Raw genomic sequence first — 13,807 nt, 5'->3', positions numbered from 1 at the left:
GGAAAGCGCCAGTTTCCCCGGATATCCGGGGAAACTGGCAGCCCTCAGGCCAGCGCCACCACACCCAGCTCGGCGGGCGACGTGAGCAGGTCGTTGCACGGGACGACGCGCACGGTGTAGCCGAAGGCGCCGCCCTGCTCGAGCACGACGTCGCCGTCGAAGCGGTGCCGGCCGCCCTCGTAGGACTCGACCGCGGTCAGCGGGGAGACGCTCGTCTGCACGAGCTCGTCCTCGCTGTTGATCTTGCCGTGGACGAGCTGGACCTCGACGTCGGCCGGGGCGAGGTCGCCCAGGGCGACGAAGGCGCGGACGCTCATGGTGGCGCCGACCTCGGGGGCGTCGCCGACGCCGCTGCTCTCGACGTGCTCGACGCGGACGGCCGGCCAGCCGCCCTTGACCCGCTTCTTCCAGACCGCGAGCTCGGCGGCACCGTGGTAGTCGGAGTTCAGCAGGCGGGCGTTGCCGGCGGCCGGGGTGTAGAGCTGGCGCACGTAGTCGCGCACCATCCGGGTCGCGAGCACCTTGGGGCCGAGCGACTTGAGCGTGTGCCGCACCATCTCGATCCAGCGGGTCGGCACGCCCTCGGCGTCGAGGTCGTAGAAGCGCGGCGCGACCTCCTTCTCGATGAGGTCGTAGAGCGCCGCGGCCTCGAGGTCGTCACGGTGGTCCGCGTCGTCGACGCCGTCGGCGGACGGGATCGCCCAGCCGTTGTTGCCGTCGTACCACTCGTCCCACCAGCCGTCGAGGATCGACAGGTTCAGGCCGCCGTTGAGCGCGGCCTTCATGCCGGAGGTGCCGCAGGCCTCGTAGGGGCGCAGCGGGTTGTTCAGCCAGACGTCACAGCCAGGGTAGAGCGGCTGCGCCATCGCGATGTCGTAGTTGGGCAGGTACGCGATCCGGTGCCGGACCTCCGGGTCGTCGGCCAGCTGCACGATCGCCTGGATCAGCTTCTTGCCGCCGTCGTCGGCGGGGTGCGCCTTGCCGGCCATGATCAGCTGCACCGGGCGCTCGGGGTCGAGCAGCAGCCGCTTGAGGCGCTCGGGGTCGCGCAGCATCAGCGTGAGGCGCTTGTACGACGCGGCGCGACGGGCGAAGCCGATCGTGAGCACGTCGGGGTCGAGCGCGGTCTCGATCCAGCCGAGCTCGGCCTTGGCCGCGCCGCGCTTCTCGCAGGAGCGGGCCAGGCGCTTGCGGGCGTCGACGACGAGCCGCTCGCGCAGCTGGCGCTTCGTGGCCCAGATGTCGCCGGAGGGGATCTTGTCGACGGCGTCCCAGTAGGCCTCGGCGTCGTCGGAGTCGGGGTCGGCGCCCTGGCCCTCGGCGAGCGCGAAGACCTCGCGGGCGACCCAGCTGGGCGCGTGCACGCCGTTGGTGATCGAGCCGATCGGGACCTCGGCCTCGTCGAAGGCCGGCCACAGGCCGTTGAACATCCCGCGGCTGACCTCGCCGTGCAGCACCGAGACGCCGTTGGCGCGCTGCGCGAGCCGGAAGCCCATGACGGCCATGTTGAAGACCGACGCGTCCCCGTTGTCGTAGTCCTCGGCGCCGAGGCCGAGGATCCGGTCGAGCGGGACGCCCGGCGTCGCGCCGCCCTCGGAGAAGTACTGCTCCACGAGCGTCCGCGGGAAGCGGTCGATGCCGGCCGGGACGGGCGTGTGGGTGGTGAAGACGGTGGAGGCGCGGCCGACCTCGAGGGCGGTCTCGAAGTCGAGGCCGGGGCCGTCGGCGGCCACGGTGAGCTCGCGGATCCGCTCCAGGCCGAGGAAGCCGGCGTGGCCCTCGTTGGTGTGGAAGACCTCGGGCGCCGGCGCGCCGGTGATGCGGGAGTAGGCACGCAGCGCGCGCACGCCGCCGACGCCGAGCAGCAGCTCCTGGCGCAGGCGGTGCTCGCTGTTGCCGCCGTAGAGCCGGTCGGTGACGTCGACGTAGTGGTCGGGGTTGCCCTCGACGTCGGTGTCGAGCAGGAGCAGCGGGACGCGGCCGACGCTGGCGACCCAGATGCGGGCGATCAGGTCGGGGCCGCCGGGCATCGCGATCGTGATCGTGGCGCGGGAGCCGTCCTCCTCGCGGAGCAGCGAGATCGGCAGGCCGTCGGGGTCGAGGACCGGGTAGGTCTCCTGCTGCCAGCCCTCGCGGGAGAAGGCCTGCTTGAAGTAGCCGTGGCGGTAGAGCAGGCCGACGCCGATGATCGGCACACCGAGGTCGCTCGCGGCCTTGAGGTGGTCACCGGCGAGGATGCCGAGGCCGCCGGAGTACTGCGGCAGCACCGCGGCGATGCCGAACTCCGGCGAGAAGTAGCCGATGGCGCGCGGGCCGTCGGACATCTTCTTCTGGAACCAGCGGTCGTTGGTCAGGTAGGCCTCGAGGCCGGCGCGGGCGCCGCGCAGCGTCTCGAGGAACGCGGCGTCGGCCGCGAGCTCCTCGAACCGGCTGCGGCTGACCGCACCGAGGAGCTTGACCGGGTCCCGCCCGGTCGACTCCCAGAGGTCGGGGTCCACGGCCGCGAAGACGTCTTGCGTCTCCGGGTGCCAGGACCACCTGAGGTTCCCCGCGAGCTCGCCGAGGGCGGCAAGGGCGACGGGCAGGACGGGGCGGACGGTGAACCGTCGAATGGCGCGCACCCGAGGACGGTAGCGTGATTCTTGGATCGATCCAAGGTTTCGCCACATAACGCTTCCGCCCGGGCGCCGTTGTGATCCACATGACTCCCTCTCCCGTGCGCCGAGGCCGGCTCGTCACCGCCGGCCTCGCCCTGGTGGCCGCATCCCTGGTCCCCGGCCTCGCGCAGCTCCCCGCCATCGCGGCCGGCGCCACCCCCGCCCCCGCGTCCGACAACCAGGTCCTGACCCTGGCCGACTCCGTCCCCGGCCTGTCGAACCTCGACACCCGCGGCACGGCCCTCCCGAGCGCCGCGCAGCGCAGTGCCGTCGCGCGCCTCGACACCGTCGACGTGCGCTGGAACCAGTTCGGTACGCCGTCCTCGCTGCTGCCCGCCGACGGCTCCCTCGGTGCCGCTCCCGGCAACCCCGTCTCCGCCGCCCGCGCCTGGCTGACCAGCCACGCCGCGACCTTCGGCCTGAGCAGCTCCGCCATGGCGGGCCTGGAGCTGGTCAACGACCAGCGCTTCGCCCAGAGCGACGCCCACGCGGTGCTGTTCCGCCAGAAGTTCGGCGACCTCACCCCGGCGCTCGACAGCATGGTGACGGTGGGCGTGGCCAACGGCCAGATCGCCTACGTCTCCTCCTCGCTGACGAAGACCACCGGCACCCCGGCCGCCGCGACGCTCTCGCCGCTGCAGGCCTGGCTCAAGGCCGCCGCGAACGTCGGCCGCACGCTCAGCCCCACCGACCTCGCCGCGGTCAAGACCACCTCCGCCGACGGCTGGACGCAGCTGACGGTGCCCGGCTTCGCCCAGACCCAGCAGGCCCGGCTGCGCGCGCTCGCGCTGGCCGACGGCTCGGTCCGCCCGGTCTTCGAGGTGAACGTCGTCGACGCCGAGAAGGGCTCGGCCTTCGCCTACACCTCGATGGTCGACGCCGCGACCGGCGCGGTCCTGCACCGCGAGAACCAGGTCGAGAACAGCAGCGACGCCTTCCCGTTCAACGGGGAGATCACCGCGACCGACTGCGGCCCGAAGCACGAGTTCGAGATCACCGACGACAAGACGAAGCGGATCGACGCGGTCGCCGCCATGGGCAACTCGGCCGACGACATCATCGTCAAGATCTTCGACCCGAACGGCCAGGTCCTCACGACCGGCGACCTCGGCACCAGCCCCGAGACCGCGACGTACGAGTCGTCGAACATCCCGGCCGGCATCTACTCGATGCAGGTCTGCCCGTTCCTCAACCCGACCGCGCCGTTCACGCCCCCGGGCAACTACGCCGCGATCGCCACGACGAGCGACCAGGGCACGCCGAACGCCGCCGACGCGCAGTTCTCGCCCCGCTGGCTCTTCTTCGCCGCCAACCCGAGCCTCGCGTCGCTGAGCTCGACCGTGACGCCGAAGAACAGCGTCATCGGCTGCTGGCTCGAGAGCAAGGACAAGGACGCCTGCACGCTGGGCACCGGTCCGCTCGTCAGCGTCGCCGACCCGGGCCCGTGGGACACCACGGCCAAGACCGGCCAGCCGACGCTCACCACCGTCGGCAACGCCGCCAACACGCACGAGGCCTGGGGCAGCCCGCTGACCCCCGGCGGCACGCTGCAGGCGCCGGTCTCCCCCACCCGGGAGTACACCACCGCCTTCCAGGACATCTGGAACAACTCCAAGTGCGACCCGTCGCAGCTCACCCCGGGCGGCAACGACATCGACCAGTCGGTCGGGAACCTCTTCGTGTCGCACAACCGGATGCACGACTACTCGTACTACCTCGGCTTCACCGAGAAGAACTACAACCTGCAGCTCGACAACCTCGGTCGGGGCGGCGCGGAGGGTGACCAGGAGATCGGCAACGCGCAGGCGGGTGCCCTCTCGGGTGGCCAGCCGTCGTACCTCGGTCGCGACAACGCCAACCAGATCGCGCTGCAGGACGGGATCCCCGGGATCACCAACCAGTACCTCTTCCAGCCGATCGCCGGCGCCTTCTACGCCCCGTGCGCCGACGGCTCGCTCGACATGGGCGTGGTCGGCCACGAGTACACCCACGCGATCAGCAACCGCATGATCGGCGGCCCGGACCAGGGCATCACGTCCGAGCAGGGCGGCGCGATGGGCGAGTCGTGGGGCGACCTCACCGCCAGCGAGTACCAGTTCAGCCACGGCTACGACACCGGCACCAAGCCGTTCGTCGAGGGTGGCTACGCCACGGGCAACCGCAAGGTCGGTATTCGTGACTACGCGATCTTCGCCAACCCGCTGAACTACTCGGACTACGGCTTCGACAGCACCGGTCCCGAGGTCCACGCCGACGGCGAGATCTGGAACGGCACCCAGTGGTCGGTGCGCCAGGCGCTGGTCAAGAAGTGGAACAAGAAGTACCCCTACGCGAACGACAAGCTGCAGCGGAAGTGCGCCGAGGACCGCGAGACCCGCGGTCCGCGTCGCGCCGACCTGTGCCCCGGCAACCGCCGCTGGATCCAGATGATCTTCGACGCCTTCCTGCTCCAGCAGGGCGCCACGTCGATGCTCGACGCCCGCGACGCGATGCTCGCCTCGGACCGGATGCGCTTCGACGGCTCCAACCAGCAGGTGCTGTGGGACGCGTTCGCCTCCCGCGGCATGGGCAAGGGCGCGAAGACCAAGAACGCCGACTCCGACGAGCCGACCCCGAGCTTCGCCTCGAAGTTCCGCTCGCACAACGGCAAGGTCACGTTCAAGGCGCCGAAGGGCGGCACGATCTACGTCGGCAAGTACGAAGCCCGCGTGACCCCGGTCGCCGACACGGTCAAGAAGACCAAGCTCGACGCCACCGTCCCGTTCGTGGCCGGCCGCTACTCGATGCTCTACGTCTCGAAGAACCGTGGCTTCAAGCGCTTCAGCATCACCGTGGCGCCCGGCCGGAGCACGAAGGTCAAGGTCGCCGCACCGCGCAACCTCGCGGCGGCCGCGTCCGGCGCGAAGGTGCTGGGGGCCAGCGACGGCTCGCTGAACCCGAAGTCCCTGATCGACGGCACCGAGGCCACCAACTGGGGCGGCGTGAACGCCGACGCGACCAACGTCGACGACAAGAGCCCCTTCGTCGTCGTCGACCTCGCCGGTGGCAAGCACGTCGTCAAGCGGGTCCAGGTCAGCGCGATGCTGAACCCGGCCCCCGCCGACCCCAGCGAGATCCCGCTGGCCGCCGACCCGGACTCGGGCTCGCGGTTCACCGCCCTGCGCCGGTTCGCGCTCGAGGCCTGCGTCGCGAAGTGCGGCTCTGCCGGCGCGAAGTGGAAGCGGTTCTACACCTCGAAGGCGGCGGCGTTCCCGTCGCTGGCCCCGCGGCCGGTGGCGCCGGACCTGATCCTGCGCTCCTTCAAGGTCAAGCCGACCAAGGCGGCCGCCATCCGGTTCGTGGCGCTGGAGAACCAGTGCACCGGCACTCCGGCGTACGCCGGCGAGCAGGACAACGACCCGACCAACGACACGGACTGCCGGACCGCGTCGGACCGGGGCTCGATCGTGCACGCCGCGGAGCTGCAGGTCTACTGACCCGCTCCTCCACGTGACCCGGCACCGGACGGGTGGACCCTCGCGGGTTCACCCGTCCGGTTGCATTTCCGGGTCGGGATGACCGGCCTGCGGACTCCGAGGGGGTCCCGGCTTGCGTGGCCACCGGCAACCCGCAAGTGTTGGGGGATGGTCGGACGCATCCCCGTCATGAACGTCATGCCCGTCGTCGATCTCGGTCGGCAGTCGGCGAAGGCCACGGTGGGAGAACCTCTCCCCGTGTCCGCAACCGTGTTCCGGGAAGGACACGACAAGCTCGGCGCCGAGGTCGTCCTCACCGGACCCGACGGCCGGCGGCGCGACCCCGTGCGGATGGTCAAGCACGCGGACGTGCCGGACCGGTACGACGCCTGGGTGACCCCGGACGCGCCCGGGCCGTGGACCTTCGAGGTGCAGGCCTGGTCCGACCCGATCGGCACCTGGCAGCACGCCGCCGGGCTGAAGATCCCCGCCGGCGTCGACGTCGACCTCATGTTCACCGAGGGCCGGCTGCTGCTCGAGCGGGTCCAGGCCGCGCTCGACCCGGCCGACACCCGCGGCCACGAGCTGGTCGCCGGCGGCCTGGTGGCCGCGAGCGACACCGAGCGTCCCGTCGGCGCCCGTCTCGCCGCCCTCCAGGACCCGGAGCTGGCCGCCCTGCTGCACGCCAACCCGGTCCGCGAGCTCGTCACGGTCGAGGGTCCCTACCCGGCGTACGCCGACCGCGTGACCGCCCTGGCGAGCAGCTGGTACGAGTTCTTCCCCCGCTCCGAGGGCGCCGTCAAGGACGCCTCCGGCAAGGTCACCAGCGGCAACTTCCGCACCGCCGCGAAGCGTCTCGACGCCGTCGCCGCGATGGGCTTCGACGTGATCTACCTGCCCCCGATCCACCCGATCGGCGAGGTGAACCGTAAGGGCCCGAACAACACCCTGACGCCCGGCCCCGAGGACACCGGCTCGCCGTGGGCGATCGGCTCCAAGGACGGCGGGCACGACGCGATCCACCCCGACCTGGGCACCCTCGAGGACTTCGACGCCTTCGTGGCGCGGGCCGGCGAGCTCGGCATCGAGGTGGCCCTCGACCTGGCGCTGCAGGCGGCGCCGGACCACCCGTGGGTGACGTCCAACCCGGAGTGGTTCACCACCCGGGCCGACGGCACGATCGCCTACGCCGAGAACCCCCCGAAGAAGTACCAGGACATCTACCCGGTCAACTTCGACAACGACCCGACCGGCATCTGCCGCGAGGTGCTGCGCGTGGTCCGGCACTGGATGGCGCACGGCGTGCGCATCTTCCGCGTCGACAACCCGCACACGAAGCCGGTGGCGTTCTGGGAGTGGCTGCTCAAGGAGATCCGCCGCACCGACCCGGACGTGCTCTTCCTCGCCGAGGCGTTCACCCGCCCCGCGATGATGCGCGGGCTCGGCGCGATCGGCTTCCAGCAGTCCTACACGTACTTCACCTGGCGCACCTCGAAGTGGGAGATCGAGGAGTACCTCCGCGAGCTCGCGACCGAGTCCGACCACCTGATGCGGCCGAACTTCTTCGTGAACACCCCCGACATCCTGCACGGCTTCCTGCAGTACGGCGGCCCGGCGGCGTTCAAGATCCGCGCCGCTCTCGCGGCGACCGGCTCCCCGAGCTGGGGCGTGTACGCCGGGTACGAGCTCTACGAGCACGTCGCGGTCAAGCCCGGGAGCGAGGAGTACCTCGACTCGGAGAAGTACCAGATCCGGATCCGCGACTGGGACGGTGCCGCCGCCGAGGGGCGGACCCTGGCGCCGTACCTCACCCGCCTCAACGAGATCCGCCGCCAGCACCGCTCGCTGCAGCTGCTGCGCAACCTGCGCGTGCACGGCAGCGACGACGAGTCGGTCCTGGTGTTCTCGAAGAGCGCCACGCTGCCGGACGGCAGCACGGACACCGTCGTCGTGGTCATCAACCTGGACCCGCACGCCACCCGCGAGACGACCGTCCACCTCGACCTCCCCGCGCTCGGCCTCGAGTGGCACGACTCCTTCGTCGTCCACGACGAGATCACCGGTGCCGACTGGAGCTGGGGCGCGCACAACTACGTGCGCCTCGACCCCGCGCACGAGCCCGCCCACATCCTGACCGTGAGGAGCCCCCGTTGACCGAGATGGTCTCGACAAGCTCGACCAACGACCACTCCGACCCTGCCGACGACACCGAGCCGTTCCCGGACTCCGTCGGCAGCACCCCCGACTGGTTCAAGACCGCCGTCTTCTACGAGGTTCTGGTCCGCTCGTTCCGCGACTCGAACGGCGACGGCACCGGCGACTTCCGCGGCCTGACCGAGAAGCTGGACTACCTGCAGTGGCTCGGCATCGACTGCCTGTGGGTCCCGCCGTTCTTCACCTCGCCGCTGCGCGACGGCGGCTACGACGTCGCGGACTACACGAACATCCTCCCGGAGTGCGGCTCCGTCGAGGACTTCCACCACTTCCTCGACGAGTGCCACAAGCGCGACATCCGGGTGATCATCGACTTCGTCATGAACCACACGAGTGACGCCCACCCGTGGTTCCAGGCCAGCCGCGAGGACCCCGAGGGGCCGTACGGCGACTTCTACGTCTGGTCCGACACCGACGAGCTCTACCAGGACGCCCGGGTCATCTTCGTCGACACCGAGCCCTCGAACTGGACCTGGGACCCGGTCCGCCAGCAGTACTTCTGGCACCGGTTCTTCTCGCACCAGCCCGACCTCAACTTCGACAACCCGAAGGTCCACGAGGCGATGATGGAGGCGATGTCCTTCTGGCTGGACATGGGCCTCGACGGCTTCCGCCTCGACGCGGTGCCGTACCTCTACGAGCGGCCCGGCACCAACGGCGAGAACCTCCCCGAGACCCACGAGTTCCTCCGCAAGGTCCGCCGGTTCGTCGACGACAAGTACCCCGGCCGGGTCCTGCTCTGCGAGGCCAACCAGTGGCCCGCCGACGTCGTCGAGTACTTCGGCGACCCCGCCGTGGGCGGCGACGAGTGCCAGATGGCCTTCCACTTCCCGGTGATGCCGCGCATCTTCATGGCCGTGCGCCGCGAGTCGCGCTTCCCGATCTCGGAGATCCTCGAGCAGACGCCGCCGATCCCCGACGGCTGCCAGTGGGGCATCTTCCTGCGCAACCACGACGAGTTGACCCTCGAGATGGTCACCGACGAGGACCGCGACTACATGTGGGGCGAGTACGCTAAGGACCCCCGGATGAAGGCCAACATCGGCATCCGCCGGCGGCTGGCCCCGCTGCTCGACAACGACATCAACCAGATCGAGCTGTTCACGGCGCTGCTGCTCTCGCTGCCCGGCTCCCCCGTCCTGTACTACGGCGACGAGATCGGGATGGGCGACAACATCTGGCTCGGCGACCGCGACGGCGTCCGGACCCCGATGCAGTGGACCCCCGACCGCAACGCCGGCTTCTCCTCCGCGACGCCGGGCAAGCTGCACCTGCCCGCCGTCCAGGACCCGATCTACGGCTACCAGAGCGTCAACGTCGAGGCCCAGCTGGAGAACTCCTCCTCGCTGCTGCACTGGACGCGACGGATGATCCAGGCCCGCCGCCAGCACCAGGCCTTCGGGCTCGGCTCGTTCACGGACCTCGGCGGCTCTAACTCCACCGTGCTGTCGTACGTCCGCGAGCACCTGGGTGACGACGGCCGACGCGACATCATCGTCTGCATCAACAACCTCTCGCGCTTCCCCCAGCCGGTCGAGCTGGACCTGCGCCGCTGGGAGGGGATGGTGCCGGTCGAGCTGCTCGGCGGCGTGCCCTTCCCGGCGATCGGCGAGCTGCCGTATCTCCTGACGCTGGGTGGGTACGGCTTCTACTGGTTCCGGCTGACCGGGGCCGACACCGACGACGGGATGACCACGTGACCGATCACCCCACCGATCACCCCACCGACGACCCGAGCGGGCTCCGCGAGCTGCTGCACCCCTTCGTGGCCGAGGCCCGCTGGTTCGGCGGCAAAGGCCGCGCCTTCGCCATCGGCGGCGTACGCCGGCTGGGCGAGGTGCCCGGCCACGTCGCCGACGGCCCGCACGTCGCGATCGACCTGGTCACCGTGACCTTCGAGGACGGCGGCGAGGACGAGTACTACCAGCTGCCGCTCGCGTTCTACGCCGAGCCGCAGGACCGCCTCGCCCACGCCCACCTCGGGCAGTGGGGCGACGAGGACTTCGGCACCTGCCACGTCTACGACGCCGTGCACGACCGCGAGGCGATGGCCTGCTGGCTGCGCTCCTTCGCGAACCCGCCGGCCGACGGGCCGCTGGCCTTCCACCGCCTCCCGGGACACGACCTGGACCTCGACGCCCACTCGACGCTCTTCAGCGGCGAGCAGTCGAACTCCTCGGTCGCGTTCGGCGAGGACGCCCTGATGAAGGTCTTCCGCAAGATCACCCCGGGCGCGAACCCCGACATCTCGATCCACGAGGTGCTGACCCGCGCCGGCTCCGACCACGTGGCCGCGCTCTACGGCTGGCTCGAGACCCCCTCGATCACCACCGAGGGCGAGCCGCAGGACCGGGTGCTCCAGCTCGCGATGCTGCAGCAGTTCCTGCGCACCGCCACCGACGGCTGGGACCTCGCGCTCGCCAGCGTCCGCAACCTCTTCGCCGAGGCCGACCTGCACGCCGACGAGGTCGGCGGCGACTTCGCCGGCGAGGCCGCCCGGCTGGGCGAGGCCCTCGCCGAGACGCACCGGACCCTCGAGCAGCACTTCCCCGCCGAGGACCGCCCCGCCGAGGCGGCCCGCGCGCTGGCCGACGCGATGCACCGGCGGCTCGAGGCCGCCCTCGCGGTTGCGCCCGAGCTGACGGCGTACGCCGACGACCTGCGCGGCGCCTACGACGCCCTCGGCGCGCTCGACGGGGTCCGGGTCCAGCAGATCCACGGCGACCTGCACCTGGGCCAGACCCTGCGCACCGCGCGGGGCTGGAAGATCGTCGACTTCGAGGGCGAGCCCGCCAAGACGCTCGCCGAGCGGGTGCTGCCCGACTCCCCCTGGCGCGACGTCGCCGGGATGCTCCGCTCGCTCGACTACGCGCCCCGTGTCGTCGAGCGCACCTGGGGCGACGGCCTCGACGAGGGCGCCGACCAGCGCGCCTACCGCTCCGCCGAGTGGGCCGCGCGCAACCGCAACGCCTTCCTGACGGCGTACGCCGGTCGTGACCTGACCGCCGACGAGGAGACCCTCCTCGCCGCGTACGTCGCCGACAAGGCGGTCTACGAGACCGTCTACGAAACCCGCAACCGTCCGACCTGGGTGGCCATCCCGCTCGAGGCCGTGGCGAGGATCGGAGCCTCATGACCAGCACCTCCCCCACGGCGGCCCCCGTCGGCCGCGACGAGCTCGACCAGGTCGTCCGCGGCGAGCACGGCCACCCGCACGCCGTGCTCGGCCCGCACGTGCACGAGGGCGCCGTCACCGTGCGCGTCCTCAAGCCGCTGGCCTCCAGCGTCGTGGTCCGCCACGGCGGCACCGAGACGCGGCTCGAGCACGAGTACGAAGGCATCTGGGTCGGCGTGCTGCCGGTCAGCGACGTGCCCGACTACCGGCTCGCGGTGTCCTACGACACCACCACGATCGAGCTCGACGACCCCTACCGCTTCCTCCCGACACTCGGCGAGGTCGACCTGCACCTCATCAACGAGGGGCGCCACGAGGACCTGTGGAAGGTCCTCGGCGCCCGGGTGCACCGCTACGACGCCGGCGTCACCGGCACGGCGTTCGCCGTGTGGGCGCCGTCCGCACGGGCCGTCCGGCTCAAGGGCGACTTCAACAGCTGGGACGGCCGCGAGCACCCGATGCGGCAGCTCGGCACGTCCGGCGTCTGGGAGCTCTTCGTGCCGGACATCGGCTCCGGCACGTCGTACAAGTACGCCGTGCTGGGCGCCGACGGCGAGTGGCGCGAGAAGGCCGACCCGATGGCCGAGTGGGCCGAGGTGCCCGCGCAGACCGCGTCGCGCGTGTGGGAGTCGTCCTACACCTGGGGTGACGACGCCTGGATGACCGAGCGGGCCGCGCGCCAGCCGGTCGCGGCGCCGATGAGCATCTACGAGATGCACCTCGCGTCGTGGAAGAAGCACCCCGACGGCCGCTTCTGGTCGTGGTCGGAGATGGCCGACGACCTGGTGCCCTACCTGGCCGACCTGGGGTTCACCCACGTCGAGCTGATGCCGGTCATGCAGCACCCGTTCGGCGGCTCGTGGGGCTACCACGTGACGTCGTACTTCGCCCCCGACTCCCGCTTCGGCGACCCCGACGGCTTCCGCCTGCTCGTCGACCGGCTGCACCAGGCCGGGATCGGCGTGATCCTGGACTGGGTGCCCGGGCACTTCGCGACCGACCCCTGGGCGCTGGCCAACTTCGACGGCACCCCGCTCTACGAGGACCCCAACCCCCAGCGCGGGTGGCACAAGGAGTGGGGCTCCCACATCTTCAACTTCGGCCGCCGCGAGGTCCGCAACTTCCTCTACGCGAACGCGCTCTACTGGCTCGAGGAGTTCCACGCCGACGGGCTCCGCGTCGACGGCGTCGCCTCGATGCTCTACCTCGACTACGCCCGCGAGGAGGGCGAGTGGTCGCCCAACATCCACGGCGGCCACGAGAACCTCGAGGCGGTGCAGTTCCTCCAGGAGATGAACGCCACCGTCTACAAGCGGGTCCCCGGCATCACCACGATCGCGGAGGAGTCCACGTCGTGGCCGGGCGTCACCAAGCCCACCGCGAACGACGGGCTCGGCTTCGGCTTCAAGTGGAACATGGGCTGGATGCACGACTCGCTGGACTACATGGCCCACGAGCCCGTGCACCGCGCCCACCACCACGGCGAGATGACCTTCTCGCTGGTCTACGCGTGGTCGGAGAACTACGTCCTGCCGATCAGCCACGACGAGGTCGTGCACGGCAAGGGCTCCCTGCTGCGCAAGATGCCCGGCGACCGCTGGCAGCAGCTGGCCAACCTGCGTGCCTACCTCGCCTTCATGTGGGCGCACCCCGGCAAGCAGCTGCTCTTCATGGGTGTCGAGCTCGGCCAGGAGTCCGAGTGGGCCGAGGCCCGCGAGCTCGACTGGTGGCTGCTCGACCACCCCGAGCACCAGGGCGTCCACTCCCTCGTGCGCGACCTCAACACGGCGTACTCCTCCTCCCCGGCGCTGTGGGCGCTCGACCACGAGCCCGCGGGCTTCCAGTGGATCGACGCCAACGACGCCGGCCGCAACGTCTACTCGTTCATCCGCCGCAGCGGTGACGGCGAGGCGGACGTCGTCTGCGTGTCGAACTTCGCCTCGGTCCCCCACGAGGGCTACCGGCTCGGCCTGCCCGCCACCGGGGTCTGGGAGGAGCTCGTCAACACCGACGCCGAGACCTACACCGGCTCCGGCGTCGGCAACCTCGGTGCGGTCACCGCCGTCGCGGGCGAGCACGTCGGCCAGCCGGCGTACGCCGACATCACCGTGCCGCCGCTCGCGACCGTGTGGTTCCGGCGGCGGGGCTGAGGGGCTCCCGCGGGGTCGCGGCTCGCTCGCTTCATCACGGGATGTAGTCGAAGTGCTGGTTCCCACGGCGAATTCGCCGTGGGAAGCTCCGCTTCACCTGCATCCCGTGATGAAGCAACGACCGCCACGAGCGAGTCAGCAGCCACGAACAGTCCA

General features: G+C 70.9%; 6 protein-coding genes. 5 read left to right on the top strand and 1 reads right to left on the bottom strand.

Translation table 11 applies throughout. From position 1 onward, the window contains the following. Nucleotides 1–44 precede the first annotated feature (44 nt). Entirely contained in the window at nucleotides 45–2,621 is a 2,577-nt protein-coding gene (gene glgP, locus H5V45_RS18230) for an alpha-glucan family phosphorylase (RefSeq protein ID WP_185254241.1), read from the bottom strand. Nucleotides 2,622–2,701: 80 nt separating this feature from the next. On the opposite strand from glgP, the gene H5V45_RS18225 reads away from it, so the two are divergent. From H5V45_RS18225 to glgB, 5 genes are all read left to right on the top strand, one after another. Further along, on the top strand, nucleotides 2,702–6,133 hold the full coding sequence (locus H5V45_RS18225; RefSeq protein ID WP_185254240.1) for a M36 family metallopeptidase: 3,432 nt from the start codon (nucleotides 2,702–2,704) through the stop codon (nucleotides 6,131–6,133). Nucleotides 6,134–6,280: 147 nt separating this feature from the next. Then, nucleotides 6,281–8,266 (top strand): alpha-1,4-glucan--maltose-1-phosphate maltosyltransferase, encoded by a 1,986-nt coding sequence (locus H5V45_RS18220; protein WP_185254239.1) that lies wholly within the window; start codon nucleotides 6,281–6,283, stop codon nucleotides 8,264–8,266. 5 nt (nucleotides 8,267–8,271) lie between these two features. Next, entirely contained in the window at nucleotides 8,272–10,026 is a 1,755-nt protein-coding gene (gene treS / locus H5V45_RS18215; protein ID WP_185254736.1) for a maltose alpha-D-glucosyltransferase, read from the top strand. Then, entirely contained in the window at nucleotides 10,023–11,462 is a 1,440-nt protein-coding gene (locus H5V45_RS18210) for a maltokinase N-terminal cap-like domain-containing protein (protein ID WP_185254238.1), read from the top strand. Before treS ends, H5V45_RS18210 begins: the two co-directional genes overlap by 4 nt. After that, nucleotides 11,459–13,651, top strand: a complete 2,193-nt coding sequence (gene glgB, locus H5V45_RS18205) for a 1,4-alpha-glucan branching protein GlgB (protein ID WP_185254237.1) — start codon at nucleotides 11,459–11,461, stop codon at nucleotides 13,649–13,651. Before H5V45_RS18210 ends, glgB begins: the two co-directional genes overlap by 4 nt. Nucleotides 13,652–13,807: the final 156 nt, after the last annotated feature.

It is taken from the genome of Nocardioides luti, from assembly GCF_014212315.1.
GTDB lineage: Bacteria > Actinomycetota > Actinomycetes > Propionibacteriales > Nocardioidaceae > Nocardioides > Nocardioides luti.
This window is presented reverse-complemented; position numbering and strand designations above follow the sequence as displayed.

What these genes read in the sequence shown, in the direction of transcription:
- H5V45_RS18225 (WP_185254240.1), top strand. Translation starts at nt 2,702, where the DNA reads ATGACTCCCTCTCCCGTGCGCCGAGGCCGGCTCGTCACCGCCGGCCTC.
- H5V45_RS18220 (WP_185254239.1), top strand. Translation starts at nt 6,281, where the DNA reads ATGGTCGGACGCATCCCCGTCATGAACGTCATGCCCGTCGTCGATCTC.
- glgB (WP_185254237.1), top strand. Translation starts at nt 11,459, where the DNA reads ATGACCAGCACCTCCCCCACGGCGGCCCCCGTCGGCCGCGACGAGCTC.
- treS (WP_185254736.1), top strand. Translation starts at nt 8,272, where the DNA reads ATGGTCTCGACAAGCTCGACCAACGACCACTCCGACCCTGCCGACGAC.